Consider the following 15,186-nt stretch of genomic DNA (forward strand, 5'->3'; position numbering starts at 1 on the left):
AGCCGCTCCAGCACGAGCGGCTTCACCCCCGCGGTCCCGAGCTCGATTGCGAGGAGAAGCCCGACCGGGCTAGCGCCGACGATGACGACGTCGTGCAGCACAAGATCGCTCATGCCTTGTCCTTCCGTCTCGGACCGGGGCCGTGCCGGCTCCGCCCTCGACATGCAGACTGCCGCGGCCCACTGGCATCGACCGCACATGCCGCTGGCACGACCCTGGCGGCCCGCCGTCGACCCTCGTCGGCGTGGACTTCGCCAGGTGGCAGGACTTGTGGAGACCTACTTTTTGCCAGCAGGACAACCGGCCTAGACGAGCCCCAGGCGCCACTGGACCCGTCGTACCCGCACACGGCTCTCGTTTCGCGCGTTCACCCGAGGGTGGGCAGGTGTGGGTACCACCGCGCAGTCCGGCCGTCCAGCATGGTCAGATTCCGGCGGCGGCGTCGTACCGGCGGCGCAGGTCGGCCATCTCCGATTCGGCCAGCGCCTCCTTGAGCGCCAACTCCTCGTACTTGTCCGGGAACATCTCCCGCAGCCGGTCGACAAACCTGGTGTCGGCGGTCGCCTCGACCACCTGGATGCCCGGGGGCTCGCTGGACATGTCGATGATCACCGGGCCGGCCAGCTTGACTGCCACGTCCCAGGGGCGCTTCTGCTCAGCGATGCCGCAGAGGTGGAAGCCGTAGACCGTCCGCACCTCGGCGAGCGCGGTGACCTCGGCCGGCTCGTAGCCGTAGACGCGGACCCCGCAGATCACCGCCGGTTTCTCCTTCCCGGTCGCCGCCTGCTGGCCGCCGTGTCCGGCGTGGTTGTGCTGCCCCGGGTCCGCCCGTTCGAGCGTGGCCCGCATCCGGGTCATGATCTGCGCCTGCACATCCGCCGGCTCCGCCTCCGGGCCGGCCCGGTTGACCAGTACGATCGTGCCGGCCAACGTCGCCAGCAGGATCACCGCCACCCACACCAGGCGGTTTCGGTACCACCCCGCGAAACTCTGCTGAGCAACCATGATTGCTTCTCACCTCGTCGCCGGTTCTGGTGCGTTGGCAGACCGCATCGGACACCCCCGACGTGTCAGACGTCGAACGCGTCGGCCACCGGGGGGGTACTGGGAGTACGTACGACGGGCGAGAAAACGCCCTGCCCGGCAGACGCCCGTCGTCGTAGCGATGGCCCGGCAGTGCGGCACGCGAGATTCTGGCGTAGCTGCGTGCTGCGGGCACTGCAATGCTCCCGTGTCGGCCGTTCCCAGCACGGTTGCCCCCGCGCTGCGGCGATGTGAGCCATTCCACCACGCCCGGATCCACTCCCACAACATCGACGATTCTCAGTGCTGGTCGGGCCTGGCCGACACCCCGGGTCGGCCACTGTGATCGATTCACAGGCACAGGAGCCGGACTTCGGCGCGGTGCGGGAACCGGGGCTACTGGAAGCAGGTCAGATCGGCCGCGGGCAGATTGCCCGTGTCGAGGTGGGCGTTCACGGCCGCGTCGACGCATCCGGAGCCTCGGAACAGGTAGACGCCGTGGTCGCGGGCACCGGCCAGGGTGATCATGCGGGAACCGCCGAGGGCGCGGTGCATGGCCTGGCCCATCTTCAGGATCGCGCTGACGTCACCGGCGGCCTGGACGACCAGGGCCGGCACCCCGTTGCGGATCCGGATCGGGCGTTCCCGCGGCGGGTTGGGCCAGAACGCGCACGGCGTGATGTTGCTGCCCAGCGGGCCGAACAGGGGTGCCTCGGCGCGTACCGCCTGAATGTCGCGCCAGTACGCCAGTACGCCTGGACGCTGCGCGATACCGGCGCGTCGCCGCACTGTATGGCGGTCGCTGCGCTGTGCTGCGCGGAGTCCCGGCCGGTCGGTTGCCCCGCCAGCGCGGTCGCGAGGGTCTCCGTCGGCTCGGCGTTGCCGGTGTCGGCCGCCTGTACCAGCACCTGCACGGTGGCCGCGAGTTCGAGGGCGCACTCCTCGCTGTCGTCGACCAGTAGGTTGACGATCAGTCCGGGAATGACGGTGTCGTCCACCAGGTACTGGCCCACCCGAGTGGCGTGTGCGCGGCGGCCCGGTAGACCCGGTCCACCGTGCCCAGCATTTGCCCGGTCGTCGTGCCGAGGTTGAGCTGGTCCTCGTGCGCCGCGACCAGTGCGGCCCACTCTCACAGCGCCGCCTCGCGCCGTACCGCCATTGTCCGGTCCGGGAAGGAGGTGACGCCGGGGTGATCCGGGTCGATGGCGCTGTCGAGCACCATCCGCCCGGCTCGCTGCGGGAATCGCTGCATGTACTGCGCGCCCAGGTAGCTGCCCTGCGAGTAGCCGAGGATCGACAGCTCCGGCGCGCCGAGCGCGGCCCGGATGACGTCCATGTCGCGGGCGGCGTTGGCCGTGGACGCGTATGGCAGCACGTCGGCGTTGGTCCGGGCGCACCGGCGGGTGAGGTCCTTCGACAGCGTGACCATCCGGTTGAAGCTCTCCCGGCCGGCGCCAGCGGAGCGCGGCAGCCAGCTGGCCGGCCAGCCGCAGTCGATCGGCGTGCTGCGCCCGGAGAAGCGGATGTCCATGCCGATGATGTCGAACTTGGCCCCGGTCGCGCCCAGCCCTTCCCTGGCGAGCGGCACGGTGGAGAGTACCGGGTTGGCCGGGCCGCCCAGGTTGAAGATCAATGGCCCGGCGTAGTGGGCCGTGTCGGTGGCCTTGCTGCGGGCGATCGCGACCGTGATGGTGCGCCCGCGGGGCCGGCGGTAGTCCAGCGGCACGCGGATGTCGGCGCACTGCACGCCGGTTTCGTCGAGCGCGCGGCCGTCGGTGTCGTCGGCGCCGCGCTGGCACGACTTCCAGTTGACGTGTTGATGGTGGTACGGGGCGAGCCCGGCGTCCTGCGTCGTGCCGGCATACGCGGCGAGTCCCGCGGTCGTGGCCAGCACCGCGACAAGCAGCGTGCGCCGTCGTGGTCGGTTCATCGGATTTCTCCTGATCGGATTGTGGAGGTGGACGGCTCAGGCGTCCCGGCGGCACAGTTGCCACGCGGCGAGCCCGAGCACGATTGCGGTGTAGAGGCAGAACAGAGCGAACCCGGTCCATGGGCTGAGCGCGAGTGGGTCCTGGTGGACAGAGCTGACGGCCGCGCCGGCCGGGGTCGGCAGATACCGGTACGCCGCGTCGGACACTGACTCCGGCAGCAGCGCGAGCACGAGCTGCGGCGCGAACAGCAGCCCGAACAGGGCCGAGATCCCGCCGGCGGTGTCGCGCAGCAGGGCACCCAGACCGAGGCCGAGCAGGCCCACCGCGGTCAGGAACAGCGCGCTGCCGAGCACGGCCCGCATTACACCGGGCTCGCCGAGCCCGATATCCAGGTCCTTGGCGGACAGGATCGACTGGCCGGCGAGGAACGACGCCAGCACGGCCGGAACGCAGAACACGACGGTGGTCAGTCCGAACGCGACCGCCTTGCCCCACAACATCGGCAGGCGGCCGGGCACCGCCGCCAGGCTCACCCGGATCGACGCGGTGGCGTACTCGCCGGTGATGAACAGCATGCCCAGGACGCCGATCGCGAACTGCGCCAGTGTCGGACTTCCTCGACGCGCTGCGCCGGGTGGCCGCCGGCGGCACCGCGCTGGACCCCGAAGTTGTCGCCCAACTACTGGTGCGCCGCAACGACCCGGTGCAGCGCCTGACACCACGCGAGCAGGACGTGCTGCGGCTGATGGCGGAGGGCCGCTCCAACACCGGCATCACGGAGGCATTGAAGGTCAGCCACAGCGCGGTCGAGAAGTATGTGAGCAACATCTTCACCAAGCTCGACCTACCGCCCACCGACACGGACCACCGCCGGGTGCTGGCCGTGCTCAAGTACCTCGGCACCTAGCCCAAGGCTAGGAGCGGTCTCAGCAACGGTTACCCGCTGTCGGAGTGCATTCGGGATGTGCCCAGTCACGTACAGCTGAGCGTGCCCAGGATGCCTGCGCGGATGCAGCTCCGCCGTCTGAACGTGCCGGGGGCTGTCCCGTGCGTGCGCTCGAACGCGTTGGCGAAGGCGAACTCGGAGGCGTAGCCCACCTGGGCGGCGATGGATTTCGATGGTGCGTCCGATGCCCGCAGCAGGCGCGCGGCCGTGGTCATCCGCCACCAGGTCAGGTAGCTGAGGGGTGGTTGGCCGATCAGCGTGGCGAAGCGCCTGGCGAACGGTGCGCGGGAGAGCCCCGCTTCCGCGGCGAGTTTCGCCACTGTCCACGGCGCCGCCGGGGCCCGGTGGATGGCGTGGAGGGCGGCGGTTACCGGCGGGTCGTTGAGCGCGGCGGCCCAGCCGGTGGTGCTGCCCCGGGCGGGCTGTTCGTTGAACCAGATGTGCAGGATGTACAGCAGCAATGTGTCCAGGAGCGCGGGGACGGCCGCGTCCGTGCCGAGGCGCGGGCGCTCCAGTTCGGCGGCCAGTAGCCCCACGGCCGAGCGCAGTTCCGGGGTCGTCGGGGTCGCGGGCGGGGGCCGTCGCCAAGGTTTCGGGGCTGTCGGCCAGGGTGTGCCCACTGCCGTGGGGCAGGAACACCACATCGCCCACGCCCAGCGGCACGGGCTCTGCGTTCTACAGGGCGTAGCCAGCAGGAGCCTTGCAGGACCGCCTGAAACCCGCCGACCCCGGTACGGAGGCGAACTCCTGCCCCCCACCGGGGCATGCCACCGCAGTCTCGCGGTCAGTATGCGCTTACGGGGATGCACCGTGTAGTGGAGCACACCATCCCCCGGCCGGTAGTCGGGCTCGATGACCACGTTCCAATCCACCCGCAGCGGCCATTCGGGACGGCTCGCCGCCGCCGGTGCCGTTCCCGCTCTACCCTTCCGCGCGGCCGGGCGTGCCCGACGTACCAACGGACAACCACACGGCGGTCAACATGGCCTACCGGTGTGGCGACAACGCCTGGCCGCGCGCCTTGCACACCTATGTGGTCGACGTGCGCCGGTATTCAGCCCAGTACCCAAGCTTCGGCCCGGCCAACGCGAACATCAACGCCTGCGCCTTCTGGCCGTCCGGTGCGGACAACCCGGTGCCGCTGGCCGGCAACCGTGCGCCGGGTGTGCTGGTGACGGCCGCGCTGCGGGACGTGTCCGTGCCCATCGCCAAATCACGCGCGGTCGCTGCGGCGGTCCACGGCTCTCGGCTGGTCACGATCGACGCGCAGACCCATGCGCCGTTCCCGCACTTCGGCAACGCCTGCCTCAACGGCGCCGTCGTCGACTATTTCGTCACCGGAGTGCTCCCGGGGGCGACATGGCCTGTTGAGGGCTGGCCCATGAGGCTGCCCGAGCCATCTGCTGGGGCCTGATCAGCGAGCCCGCCGACGATCGCGATCGTCGGCGGGCGCTCTGGCCAGCTAGCGGCAGCAGTAGCGGTGTACACGTTCGCTCTTGGTGGCGGGACTGCGTTAGAGGGCCGCTACACTCCCCACGGCCTCGCAGGTTGCGCCCGTTACTGGCGGCGGATGTTCTCCTTGGTCTGTTCTGCCTGCCCGCGTAGTTCCCCGGCGGTGGCCTGTCCCTGTTCGCGCATTGTCGAGGCGCTCTTGGCTGCCTGGTCTTTGACTGCGCCGGCTGCTTTTTGCACGGGTTGACGTAGGTTGTCCTGCATCTGGTGGGCGGTGGTCTGCATCTGTTGTTTGATTTCCTCGGAGTGCTCGGTGACCTTGCCCTTCGCCTGACCGGCCGCCCGTCGTTCCGGTTCTGACGGGGGCAGCAGGGACGAGATGAGAGCACCGAGCCCGAACGCGATGAGTCCAGCGGCGAGCGGGTTGCCCTGGGTGGCTTCGCGTTGTTTCTGCGGAAGTGTTCCCACCGTCTCCTTGGCATGTGAGCCGGCGGCGGCCACCTGGTGGGCGGCCGACGAGGTTTTCGCCCGGCCGGTCTCACCCGCGTGGGCTGCACTGCCCATGATCCGATCCTTGAGGGCGGATAGCCGGCCCCGCGCCTCGTGCACCTTTCGATCGGCGACCCGACGTGGATTTACCTTGTCGGTCAGCACGTCCACGTCGCCGCTGAGACGGGTGCGTGTCAACTCGATGTCGGAGCGGATGTCATCTGGATCGGCTGTCACCGTCGTTCCTCTCTGCGTTGCGATGGTGGGTGAAGGCGCCCGGAACCTGGCGGACCGTTTCGGTGGTACGGGGCAGGCCGGGCTTGACCCGACGAAGCCGGCCGCGCGCCACCGTGAACAGGGCTGCACCGATGACGGCCCAGATTCCGGCGACGATCAGTGCCGCCCACCCCTGATCCATAACGTTCGCCAGCGCCCACCAGAGCGCGAACGACAGGAACAGCAGGGTCATGAACCCCGCCAGGGCGGCACCACCGACCATGCCGGCCGCTTGACCGGCAGCGCGCATTTCTTGGCGCACCTCGGCCTTGGCGAGCTGAACCTCCTGACGCACGAGCGTCGACACGTCACGGGTGACGTTCCCGAGCAACTCGCCGAGGGATGCCTGTGTGCGGTCGGGCGCAGCTTCGGCTCGGCCCCGTGCTGAGGCGCTCATGTGCCCACCTGACCTCTGTGCGACGACGGGGGTTGTTGTCCCTCGGACCCGCCGGCACCTGCCTCGCCGTCCGAGGCGAGGCTGCGGGTCAATCGCCCGGCCAGCATCCCGGCCACCGCCGCCCCAGCCAAGAACAGACCGGGCCGGCGGCGTGCGAAGTCGCGTACCTCTGCCACCACGGCACCGGGCTCGCGCTCGTCCAGCCAGTGCGCGGCCCGGTGGGCCTGCTCCGCCGCCTGCCGGGCCAAATCGCCGGCAAGACCGTGCCGTTCGTCCTGGCTGGACATCGACTCCAGTTCGTCGCCGAGTGCCCGAAGCCCGGCGGCTGCGCGTTTCTGCTGGGTGTCGGCCTGCTGGTTGAGCTGGCTAGTGGCTTGACCGAGCAGGTTGCGCACCTGCCGGTTCGCCTCCGCGGCAGTGACCTTGCCCTGCTCGACCGCACCATGCGCCATCTCGCTACCCGCATGCTGCACACTGTGAGCAGCCGCGGGGGCCTGCGAACGAGCCGCCTGCACCTGCGACTGGACGCTGCCCATTGCCGGGCTCTGTTGCTTGGTCATACGTGTGCCCCCTTCGTGGGCGAAACAGCCCCGTCAGCCGAAGCGGCGGATACCCCAAACCGCGCAGGTCACACCCCGACCCCGCCAGGTTGACCAAAGTCGGGTGCGGGCCGGTGTAGGGAAACGACCCAGCCCGGATCCGCCGGGCAGACGGGCGTCTCACCGCTTGGCCGCTAGGGCCAGCCCCTCGGTTGGCTGCCCCATCCGACTCCGCGCGGCAGCGCACCGTGACCCCGTGATGCCACAGAGATCGACAAGCGAACCGCCGCTGATGGTCCCGGTCTTCCTCACCGCCACGTCCCCGCGTGAGAAAACGGCAGCTCACCGCGACCGATACGCAGGCGGCGCCCACCTTTATGCAAGTCTGCCGATTTGGTGCGTAGCTTCGTCGGCCGAGCCCAACAATCAAGACTATGCGGGCACGTTGGACCCAAGGGGTAGTCATGGCACGGAAGAGAAAATCCACCGCGCGGCAAGCGCTCATCCTTGCCTTCGCGGCTGGGGCGGTGACCGGAGTGGCGTGCACGTCCAGGCTGCGACGCCGGCAGGATGGCGGCTTCCCGACGGGTGATGTCGCCGGGAAGTTCGACGAAGGCCTTGATCCGTCGCTCGGCGGGCGTATCGACGCCCCGTCTCAGGGGGCTGTGAGCATGTCTGCAGCGCAGCACGGCTGACCCGGGCAGCGCCTCGGACTACTCCGTTGTGTGAGAGATGAGGTTAATGATGCCAGAACGACCTGGCGGCAACCCCGGCGCTGCGTCTGCTGACACGCCGGCCACCGAGTTGGTGCAGCGCGCCACTGAGCAGATCACCCGGTTGGTGCGCGACGAGCTGACGATGGCGCGGACAGAGATGACCGCCAAGGGCAAGCGCGCGGGCGTCGGTGCTGGACTGCTCGGTGGCGGTGCGGTGCTCGGGCTCCTCGCCGGCGGGACCGCCGCCGCCACGATCGTGCTGGCCCTAGCCGCGATCATGCCCGATGCTGTGGCCGCACTGATCGTCACGGTGATCCTTGCCACCGCCGCCGCCATCACGGCCCAACGCGGTAAGAAGCAGGTCGGCAAGGCCATGCCCATCACGCCCACGACGACCAGAGACAGCGTGCGAGCCGACACCGAGGCGATACGTAGCGCAGCGAGTCGGAGGCAGCCATGAGGACGCCACCGGGAAGCAGCGACCCGGACCAGACCCGACGCGACATCCAGCAGACACGCGCGGAACTCGGTGAGACCGTAGCCGCACTGACCGCCAAGACCGACGTCAAGACCCGTGCACGCACCAAAGCCACTACCGCCATCGGCGGACTGCGACAGCGTGTCACCCAGGCCAGCCAGTCGGCGAAGACCAAAGCGACGCAGTTAGCCCGAACGATGAACCAGAAGGCATCCCAGCGCGCCAAGCCGGTTTCGCAGAAAGCCCAACATGCCAGCGCCGCAGTACGCGACTCAGCGAAAGCCGGCGCACAGAACACCGGTAAGGCCAAGTCGACCCTGGTCAGCTCCGCCCGCGCCGCGACAACCAAGATCGGCAGCTCGGTGCGCGCGAAACCCGCGCCGGTCCTCGCCGCCGCCGGCACCGCCGCCACCCTCGCGGTCATGGCTTATCGACGCCGCCTGCAGAAGTGACCGACCGACACCGCAAAACTGCAAGAATTTGCCACCCGCCCTCCAACTGGTCGTCCCGACCGTGCCCTCGCGGCGACGACATGACGACTTGCTTCAACTCCTCGTCAAGCGCCCATCGTCGGGGCACATCCGCCGCCGCGGTTGGCGCTCGTCGAAGGGCTCAACACGCTCAGCGCGGTCGACTCCCGGCGACCTACCCGGTCGCGGCCCAGCGCGCGGCCGTACGGCGGGCACTCATCGCACCGGACCACGACGACGCCGAGTGACACCGCCGCTCAGGCATGGACGATCGTGATGCCGCCGTCGACGAGTCGCCGCAGGGTGTCATCTTCCGGCGGCGCGTCGGTGATGATGCCCGCGACGGCGGTCAGCGGCAGGACAACGAACCGCGACGCCGCGCCGATCTTCTCCGCGCTCGCCAGCACGTAGGTGTCGGCCGCCCGCTGCGCGAGGGCGCGTTTCATCGCGGCCTCGTCCGCGTCGCCGGTGGTCAGGCCGGCATCGGGGTGGACTCCGGTGACCCCGAGCAGGAACAGGTCCGCGTTGACGGCCTGCGCGGCCTCCACAGCGGCTGCGCCGCACGCGACCACGGAGTGCTTGAACAGCCGACCGCCGAGCAGGTACACCTCGACGCCGGGGTGCTCGGCGAGCGCGGCACCCACGGTCGGGCTGTGGGTGACCACGGTGGCCCGCAGCGAGGCGGGCAGCGCCCGGGCGACCGCGAGCGCGGTGGTACCGCCATCGACGACGATCGTCATGCCGGGTTGCACCAGCGCGGCGGCGGCCGTGGCGACCCGTTCCTTGGAGTCGACCCCGACCTGGCGGCGGGTCGGGTAGTCGGCCACCGCCGGCGAGGCGGGCAACGCGCCGCCGTACACCCGTTGACACATCCCGGCGGCGGCCAGGTCGCGCAGGTCGCGGCGGATCGTGTCCTCCGAGATGCCGAGCTCGGTCGCGATGTCTTTGGCGACGACCCGCCGGTCCCGGCGCAGCCGGTCCAGCAGCAGGTCTCGACGTTGCGCAGCCAACATGCACGTTCCTTCACGTTGTTCTTTGTTTATGCACGATCTGCCGATAGTCTCATGCTCATGACCACAGCGAAACCCCTGATGATCCTCATCGCCGGCCCGTACCGGTCGGGCACCGGCGACCACCCCGACCTGCTGGCGGCCAACCTGCACCGTCTCGAGGAAGCGGCCTGGCCGATCTTCCGGGCCGGGCATGTACCGATGATCGGCGAGTGGGTCGCCCTGCCCGTGCTGCGTGGCGCGGGTGCCGACGGCGTCGGCGACCCGATCGCGCAGGAGGTGCTCTACCCCACCGCGCAACGGCTGCTGCAACACTGCGACGCGGTGCTACGACTGCCCGGGGTCTCCACCGGCGCCGATCAGGACGTGGCCATCGCGCGCGAGCGCGGGGTGCCGGTGTACTACGACATCGCCGACGTGCCGGGCGTCGCGGCGTGAGCGGCGGCGGGTCGGCACTGACCGAGCCGGACGCGCCGTCGAGGCCGACCGGCGTGCCGGGCATTGACGTGCCCGACGCGCGCGGCCGCACGGGTCTGGACCGGGCCGGTCGTCACCTCACCGGCAACCCCGACGTGGTCGTCCGTGACGTAGAACTGCTCGCCAGCGCGTGGTGCGTGCTGCGGCGCACCACGTTTGACTACCGGCACGCCGACGGCACCTGGAGCCGGCAGCAACGCGAGACCTACGACCGGGGCAACGGCGCGACCGTCCTGCTCTACGACGTCGACCGCGGCACGGTTCTGGTCACCCGCCAGTTCCGCTACCCGGTCTACGTCAACGGGCACCCCGACGGGATGATGCTGGAGACCGCGGCCGGGCTCCTCGACGACGACGCCCCCGACGCGGCGATCCGCCGGGAGACGGCCGAGGAGCTGGGCGTCACCGTCGGTGAGCTCGAGCGCGTGTTCGACGTGTACACCAGCCCTGGCTCCGTGACCGAACGGCTGCACTGCTACGCCGCCGGGTACACGCCGGCCGCGCGTACCGGGGCCGGTGGCGGGGTCGCCGACGAGGGCGAGGACATCACCGTCGTCGAGCTGCCGTTCGCGGAGGCGCTCGACATGGCGCATGACGGGCGCATCGTCGATGCGAAGACCATCATGTTGCTGCAGTGGGCCGCACTGCGCGGCCCGTTCCGCGCCGTTCGCTGACGGCCGGAGCGGAAGGTGGGTGGAGGCCGGTGACGAACCAGGTGCTCCGATCGGAGCCGTCGGCGTCGTGCCCCAACGGTAGAGATCCACCGTCGGGTGCAGGCCCCGGCTGACGATCGCCGGCCGCACACGGCCGCTGGACGAGCTGACCGACGCCGCCGTCACCGACTGGAGCCGGTGCACTCCTCGACCACCTGAGCCCGGCCTCGACGCTGATCCGCCGCCGCCACCGCGGCGACGGCGGGTCGCGGCGGGCTGGGCCGAACACCCGGACACCCTGCCGTGGCTCCGCGAAGCGCCGCCACCGAACAGAACAACGACGTGCGGTCGACGGCGGTACAGGCGACCGCGACGGCTGGGCAATCTGGTGATTGGCGAGGTGGTCGGGCCAGAGCCGGTACCACGAAGCGGGGCCCCTGGCACCACCAACCAATTGACATGTCGCCGGCTCGGTCCACCCCGCCGACCCGTGGCGGAAAGATCTACCACAGAGATCAACCGACCGCCACCTGAGACGCGCCCCTGATGACGGCCAGCTATCCAGCCAACCCTCGTTCCTACGGCCAGGCGACACCTTCCGCAGCCAGCGCTTCTAGCCGGTCGATGACCGCGACCAAGTCGTCCTCGCTGGTTTCGGGATGCGTCGTGCACAGCCGCAGAACCGGCCTGCCGCCGAGTTCCGTGGACAACACCATGGCGAACCCGTCGGGCAGCGTCTTCGCGGCGATGTCCCTGGTCAGTGCGTCGATGTCGGCTGGCGGCAGCTCCGAAGTGTGCGGCCGGAAGGTCACGATACCGAGCTGCGCCGGCGTCGTGACCGACCAGTGCGGACGGGCGGCCAGCAGCGCCTGGGCTCGCTCGGCCAGCGCGAGGCCGTGCGCGACGGCATCGCGGAACGCGTCGGCCCCGAACGTACGTAGCGACATCCACAGCTTGAGTGCCCGGAACCGACGGGTGAGCTCGGGACCGTAGTCGTAGTAGCTCAGCGGTTCGTCGCCGAGGCGGTTCTCTGTCAGGTACTCCGCGTGCAGGCTGTATGCAGCTGTCAGCGTACGAGCGTTGCGGACCAGAAGGCAGCCGCAGCCGTACGGCTGGAATAGCCATTTGTGAGCGTCGATGGCGATTGAGTCGGCCAGGTCCAGGCCAGCGAGAACCTTCCGGCCCGCCTCGGTGAGCATCGCGGGAGCACCGTACGCGCCGTCGACATGCAACCATACGCCGTGACGCTCGCAGACCTCGGCGATCGCCGGCAGCGGGTCGACCGTGCCGGCGTTCGTGGTGCCGGCCGTCGCCACGACACAGAGCGGCCACCGCCCGAGTTGCCGGTCACGCCGGATCGCCGCGTCCAATGCGCTCGGGTCGAGCCGATATCTTGCGTCCACTGGCACCGTGCACACCTGGCGATCGTCGAAACCAAGGAAGCTCAGGCCCCGCCGGATCGACGCGTGGGTCTGCGCGGTGACGTACACGACGAGTTCCTGCCCGCCGGCCGCGGCACCCCGGTCCACTCGGGCGGCGTGGAGCGCGACCAGGTTCGCCATCGTGCCGCCACTGAGGAACAGACCGCCGGAGGTCTCCGGTAGCCGGCACATCCGGCGGAGCCAGTCGATCGTGGCCTGCTCGACGATCGCCGGGCCAGCCCCGAGTATCCAACCTGCCGCGTGGACGTTGAAGCCCGACGCGAGGAAGTCCGCCAAGGGGCCCGCGAAGGTGGAGGGGCCGGGAACGTAGGCCATGAACCGGGGGTGGTCGGTGTGGGTGATCGTGCTCGAAAGGAGCCGGACGACGTGGTCGAGGACGTCCTGCGCCTCGGTCGGTCCGGTCGGGATGTCGACGTCCAGGGTCCGTTCCAGCTCGGCCCTGTCGTGCGGCCGGCCGACCGGGCGTTCCCTCAACGTCGACAAGTGGTGCACGATCTCGTCCACTGCTCGATAGCCGATCTTGCGCATGCTCCCGGCGGGCAAACGGAGGGGTAGCGAAATCTCCGACATCAGGGCCTTCCAGATCCGGGCTTGTTGAACCTGACCGATCCTGGCGGCCCGGAGTCAGCCTGTCTTGAACGATCTCGACACGGCTGGACGCCGTAGATAGTCGCCGGGAGTGATCCCGACGACCCGCTTGAAGTGCCGCGTGAGGTGACTCTGGTCGGCGAATCCGGCGTGCACCGCCACGTCGGCGATCGGAACGCCGCGGGCGAGCAAGCCCCGTGCGACGTCCACCCGCCGCGACACCACGTACTCGTACGGCGCCATGCCAGCCTCGGCCCGAAAGCGCCGAAGCAGCACGACGGGGCTGATTTCCAGGTGGGCCGCCAGGTCCGCGAGCGTTATGGGCGAGTCCAGGCGCTCGTCCACGTACCGGCTGACTGCCGCCACCACCGACGCGTGGCCGCCCGAGGCTCGACCGCGACCGCCGCTGGCATGCGCCCCGAACAGGTGGTCGAGTGCGTCAACGACGACCCCGTCCGACCAAAGGTCGGGGGGGTTGCCGGTCAGAGCGCGATGGGCCCGACCGAGAAGGGCATAGGCGGCGTCGTCTTGGAACACTCGGTTGACGAACGAGGGCGTTCCACTGGTCCCCAGCGCGTCCTTGATCACCGCCTCCGGTACCGCCAGACTTCGGTACCGGATACCGCCTGGGCCCGGGGCACCGTCGTGGGCCTCCGCCGGATGCAGGACGGTCACGCTGCCGGACGCGAACCGGTGGCCGGCACCAGAGCATCGGAACGACCCACCGCCGCCGTCGATGACCGCGATCGACCAGTGCTCGTGGGCATGCCGAGGGAAGCGGTGTCCATCGAAGGCCAGCGTCAGAGCTTTGACCACGTCGAGCATCCTGACTCCGTCCGTGCGGGGTGATCACAGCAATGCCGCGGCTCCGCTACCCGTCGACCGTAGCCGGAGGTGGTAGCCCCGCCGCTGTGGAGCAGCCCCCCGATGGTGACGGTCGGGCAACAGGTCGCCGTCACTGGCTGGTGGTGCGGTAGCTGCCGGAGCGTGGGAAGAACCCCACCCCGCAGGAGACCGGCGACGCCCGTGAACGCACCGGCGACCACGGCAACCCGGACAAGGACCCGCACTACCTGTCGAAGGTCGGGTCAGCGGCGCGTGGTGTGCAGCTCGGCCGCGAAGGCCGTGCGGACCGGCGCGGGTATCCGGCGCAGCATCATGACGACGTCCCGCAGCACGAGCAGCCCGGTTGGCAACCGCACGCGTCCGCCTCACCGGCGGCGGCCGTGGCCGCCTCGGCCGGCGCGTCACTGGTGGTGGCGCCTGCGGTCGCGTGCAGGGCAGCGTTCGGGGCGCAGCAGCTGTCGCCCTTCCACGCCTCGCGGCCTTCCTTGACCGCGACGGCGGCGATGACCAGGGCGGCGAGCGGGTCGGCCCAGGACCAGCCGAACAGGCTGTTGACCGCCAGGCCGACGAGCAGGACGGCGGACAGGTAGGTGCACAGCAGCGTCTGCTTGGAGTCGGCCACCGCCGAACGGGAGCCGAGTTCGCGGCCGGCGCGGCGCTGCGCGTACGACAGCACCGGCATGACCAGCAACGACAGCCCGGCCAGGACCAGGCCGGTCGAGGAGTGCTCGGCCTCGGCGCCGCCGAGCAGGGCACGCACCGACTCGACGGTGACGTAGGCGGCGAGGGCGAAGAACGACACGGCGATGATGCGCAGCGCCGTCTTCTCGCGGGCTTCGGGGGCGCGGCCGGCGAACTGCCACGCGACCGCGGCTGCGGAGGCGACCTCGATGATCGAGTCGAGGCCGAAGCCGATCAGCGCGGTCGATGAGGCCAGGGTGCCGGCGGTGATGGCCACGACGGCCTCGATGACGTTGTAGGTGATCGTCGCGGCGACGAACAGCCGCACCCGGCGGGCGAGCACCGCCCGGCGGGCGGCCGAGGGCCCGGCCGGGGCCAGCTGGATCAGCGGCAGGCTCATCAGCAGCAGTCCTTCTCGTCGGAGTCCGGGCACGCGGCCGGGTCGACCGCGAGGACCAGGCCGAGCAGGTCACCGAGGGCGTGCGAAAGGCGCGGGTCGGCCAGCTCGTAGCGGATGCGCCGGCCCTCCGGTGCGGCGACGACCAGGCCGCAACCTCGCAGGCAGGTGAGATGGTTGGACAAGTTCTGCCGGGTGGTGCCCAGCAACTCGGCCAGCTCCGCGGGATACCCGGGCCCGTCGCGCAGCGCCAGTAGCAACCGCGCCCGGGTCGGATCCGACAGGGCGTGGCCGAAGCGAGCGAGGACCTGCCCGTACGTCAACGTCTCCACACCGAGACGGTACATGAAACGCTGTACTGATCACAGCGGTGCG

General features: G+C 70.1%; 18 protein-coding genes and 3 pseudogenes. 6 read left to right on the forward strand and 15 right to left on the reverse strand.

What is annotated here, in order from left to right:
• Positions 1-2: 2 nt before the first annotated feature.
• From E1258_RS35630 to E1258_RS00890, 5 genes and pseudogenes are all read right to left on the reverse strand, one after another.
• Positions 3-200: pseudogene (locus E1258_RS35630) on the reverse strand (FAD-dependent monooxygenase); the annotation flags it as partial.
• A 223-nt stretch (positions 201-423) separates the two neighbouring features.
• Positions 424-1,005: a hypothetical protein gene (locus E1258_RS00880; RefSeq protein WP_132395873.1), complete on the reverse strand. Its 582-nt coding sequence runs from the start codon at positions 1,003-1,005 to the stop codon at positions 424-426.
• A 414-nt stretch (positions 1,006-1,419) separates the two neighbouring features.
• Positions 1,420-1,812 carry an alpha/beta hydrolase gene (locus E1258_RS32975; protein ID WP_165949588.1) on the reverse strand — a complete coding sequence of 131 codons (393 nt, stop codon included), beginning with the start codon at positions 1,810-1,812 and terminating at the stop codon, positions 1,420-1,422.
• A gap of 340 nt (positions 1,813-2,152) precedes the next feature.
• Complete coding sequence (locus E1258_RS32980; protein ID WP_165949589.1) at positions 2,153-2,953, reverse strand: alpha/beta fold hydrolase; 801 nt, start codon at positions 2,951-2,953, stop codon at positions 2,153-2,155.
• Positions 2,954-2,989: 36 nt separating this feature from the next.
• Positions 2,990-3,529: an ABC transporter permease subunit gene (locus E1258_RS00890; RefSeq protein WP_132395877.1), complete on the reverse strand. Its 540-nt coding sequence runs from the start codon at positions 3,527-3,529 to the stop codon at positions 2,990-2,992.
• 32 nt (positions 3,530-3,561) lie between these two features.
• On the opposite strand from E1258_RS00890, the pseudogene E1258_RS00895 reads away from it, so the two are divergent.
• Positions 3,562-3,861 (forward strand): annotated as a pseudogene (locus tag E1258_RS00895) (response regulator transcription factor); the annotation flags it as partial.
• A 65-nt stretch (positions 3,862-3,926) separates the two neighbouring features.
• On the opposite strand, the gene E1258_RS00900 reads toward E1258_RS00895, so the two are convergent.
• Positions 3,927-4,436, reverse strand: a complete 510-nt coding sequence (locus tag E1258_RS00900) for a helix-turn-helix transcriptional regulator (RefSeq protein ID WP_243715096.1) — start codon at positions 4,434-4,436, stop codon at positions 3,927-3,929.
• 55 nt (positions 4,437-4,491) lie between these two features.
• A pseudogene (locus E1258_RS34225) lies at positions 4,492-4,563 on the reverse strand (hypothetical protein); the annotation flags it as partial.
• A 244-nt stretch (positions 4,564-4,807) separates the two neighbouring features.
• On the opposite strand from E1258_RS34225, the gene E1258_RS00905 reads away from it, so the two are divergent.
• Positions 4,808-5,314, forward strand: coding sequence for an alpha/beta hydrolase (locus E1258_RS00905; RefSeq protein ID WP_132395879.1), 507 nt, complete (start codon positions 4,808-4,810; stop codon positions 5,312-5,314).
• 143 nt (positions 5,315-5,457) lie between these two features.
• Here the strand turns inward: E1258_RS00905 and E1258_RS00910 are convergent, their stop codons facing one another.
• The 3 genes from E1258_RS00910 to E1258_RS00920 are packed head-to-tail and all read right to left on the reverse strand — an operon-like array spanning position 5,458 to position 6,966.
• A complete protein-coding gene (locus E1258_RS00910) occupies positions 5,458-6,078 on the reverse strand; it encodes a DUF3618 domain-containing protein (RefSeq protein WP_165949590.1) in 621 nt (206 codons plus the stop codon).
• Positions 6,059-6,514, reverse strand: coding sequence for a phage holin family protein (locus E1258_RS00915; protein WP_132395883.1), 456 nt, complete (start codon positions 6,512-6,514; stop codon positions 6,059-6,061). Before E1258_RS00915 ends, E1258_RS00910 begins: the two co-directional genes overlap by 20 nt.
• Positions 6,511-6,966, reverse strand: a complete 456-nt coding sequence (locus E1258_RS00920; protein ID WP_132395885.1) for a hypothetical protein — start codon at positions 6,964-6,966, stop codon at positions 6,511-6,513. The genes E1258_RS00915 and E1258_RS00920 overlap by 4 nt, the downstream gene beginning before the upstream one ends.
• Before the next feature lie 831 nt (positions 6,967-7,797).
• On the opposite strand from E1258_RS00920, the gene E1258_RS00925 reads away from it, so the two are divergent.
• Positions 7,798-8,229: a phage holin family protein gene (locus E1258_RS00925; RefSeq protein WP_132395887.1), complete on the forward strand. Its 432-nt coding sequence runs from the start codon at positions 7,798-7,800 to the stop codon at positions 8,227-8,229.
• Positions 8,226-8,699 (forward strand): DUF3618 domain-containing protein, encoded by a 474-nt coding sequence (locus tag E1258_RS00930; protein ID WP_132395889.1) that lies wholly within the window; start codon positions 8,226-8,228, stop codon positions 8,697-8,699. Before E1258_RS00925 ends, E1258_RS00930 begins: the two co-directional genes overlap by 4 nt.
• A 275-nt stretch (positions 8,700-8,974) precedes the next feature.
• Here E1258_RS00930 and E1258_RS00935 read toward each other — a convergent pair whose 3' ends face one another.
• Entirely contained in the window at positions 8,975-9,730 is a 756-nt protein-coding gene (locus E1258_RS00935) for a DeoR/GlpR family DNA-binding transcription regulator (RefSeq protein ID WP_132395891.1), read from the reverse strand.
• A gap of 57 nt (positions 9,731-9,787) precedes the next feature.
• Between E1258_RS00935 and E1258_RS00940 the strand changes: the two genes are divergently transcribed.
• Positions 9,788-10,165, forward strand: a complete 378-nt coding sequence (locus E1258_RS00940) for a DUF4406 domain-containing protein (protein ID WP_243715097.1) — start codon at positions 9,788-9,790, stop codon at positions 10,163-10,165.
• A complete protein-coding gene (locus tag E1258_RS00945) occupies positions 10,162-10,878 on the forward strand; it encodes an NUDIX domain-containing protein (RefSeq protein ID WP_243715098.1) in 717 nt (238 codons plus the stop codon). Before E1258_RS00940 ends, E1258_RS00945 begins: the two co-directional genes overlap by 4 nt.
• A 557-nt stretch (positions 10,879-11,435) precedes the next feature.
• Here the strand turns inward: E1258_RS00945 and E1258_RS00950 are convergent.
• From E1258_RS00950 to E1258_RS00965, 4 genes are all read right to left on the reverse strand, one after another.
• Positions 11,436-12,827 carry an aminotransferase class V-fold PLP-dependent enzyme gene (locus E1258_RS00950; RefSeq protein WP_207919353.1) on the reverse strand — a complete coding sequence of 464 codons (1,392 nt, stop codon included), beginning with the start codon at positions 12,825-12,827 and terminating at the stop codon, positions 11,436-11,438.
• Between the two features lie 96 nt (positions 12,828-12,923).
• On the reverse strand, positions 12,924-13,712 hold the full coding sequence (locus E1258_RS00955) for an AraC family transcriptional regulator (protein WP_132395895.1): 789 nt from the start codon (positions 13,710-13,712) through the stop codon (positions 12,924-12,926).
• 331 nt (positions 13,713-14,043) lie between these two features.
• Positions 14,044-14,814, reverse strand: coding sequence for a cation transporter (locus E1258_RS00960; protein WP_132395897.1), 771 nt, complete (start codon positions 14,812-14,814; stop codon positions 14,044-14,046).
• Positions 14,814-15,158: a helix-turn-helix transcriptional regulator gene (locus E1258_RS00965; RefSeq protein WP_132395899.1), complete on the reverse strand. Its 345-nt coding sequence runs from the start codon at positions 15,156-15,158 to the stop codon at positions 14,814-14,816. The genes E1258_RS00960 and E1258_RS00965 overlap by 1 nt, the downstream gene beginning before the upstream one ends.
• Positions 15,159-15,186 lie beyond the last annotated feature (28 nt).

The organism is Micromonospora sp. KC207 (assembly GCF_004348615.1).
In the GTDB taxonomy this organism is placed as follows: Bacteria; Actinomycetota; Actinomycetes; order Mycobacteriales; family Micromonosporaceae; genus Micromonospora.

Bases quoted from the DNA above. Each gene is read 5' to 3' on its own strand.
- E1258_RS00880 (WP_132395873.1), bottom strand. From the start codon at position 1,005: ATGGTTGCTCAGCAGAGTTTCGCGGGGTGGTACCGAAACCGCCTGGTG.
- E1258_RS32980 (WP_165949589.1), bottom strand. From the start codon at position 2,953: ATGAACCGACCACGACGGCGCACGCTGCTTGTCGCGGTGCTGGCCACG.
- E1258_RS00890 (WP_132395877.1), bottom strand. From the start codon at position 3,529: ATGCTGTTCATCACCGGCGAGTACGCCACCGCGTCGATCCGGGTGAGC.
- E1258_RS00915 (WP_132395883.1), bottom strand. From the start codon at position 6,514: ATGAGCGCCTCAGCACGGGGCCGAGCCGAAGCTGCGCCCGACCGCACA.
- E1258_RS00920 (WP_132395885.1), bottom strand. From the start codon at position 6,966: ATGGCGCATGGTGCGGTCGAGCAGGGCAAGGTCACTGCCGCGGAGGCG.
- E1258_RS00925 (WP_132395887.1), top strand. From the start codon at position 7,798: ATGCCAGAACGACCTGGCGGCAACCCCGGCGCTGCGTCTGCTGACACG.
- E1258_RS00930 (WP_132395889.1), top strand. From the start codon at position 8,226: ATGAGGACGCCACCGGGAAGCAGCGACCCGGACCAGACCCGACGCGAC.
- E1258_RS00935 (WP_132395891.1), bottom strand. From the start codon at position 9,730: ATGTTGGCTGCGCAACGTCGAGACCTGCTGCTGGACCGGCTGCGCCGG.
- E1258_RS00940 (WP_243715097.1), top strand. From the start codon at position 9,788: ATGACCACAGCGAAACCCCTGATGATCCTCATCGCCGGCCCGTACCGG.
- E1258_RS00950 (WP_207919353.1), bottom strand. From the start codon at position 12,827: ATGCGCAAGATCGGCTATCGAGCAGTGGACGAGATCGTGCACCACTTG.
- E1258_RS00955 (WP_132395895.1), bottom strand. From the start codon at position 13,712: ATGCTCGACGTGGTCAAAGCTCTGACGCTGGCCTTCGATGGACACCGC.
- E1258_RS00960 (WP_132395897.1), bottom strand. From the start codon at position 14,814: ATGAGCCTGCCGCTGATCCAGCTGGCCCCGGCCGGGCCCTCGGCCGCC.
- E1258_RS00965 (WP_132395899.1), bottom strand. From the start codon at position 15,158: ATGTACCGTCTCGGTGTGGAGACGTTGACGTACGGGCAGGTCCTCGCT.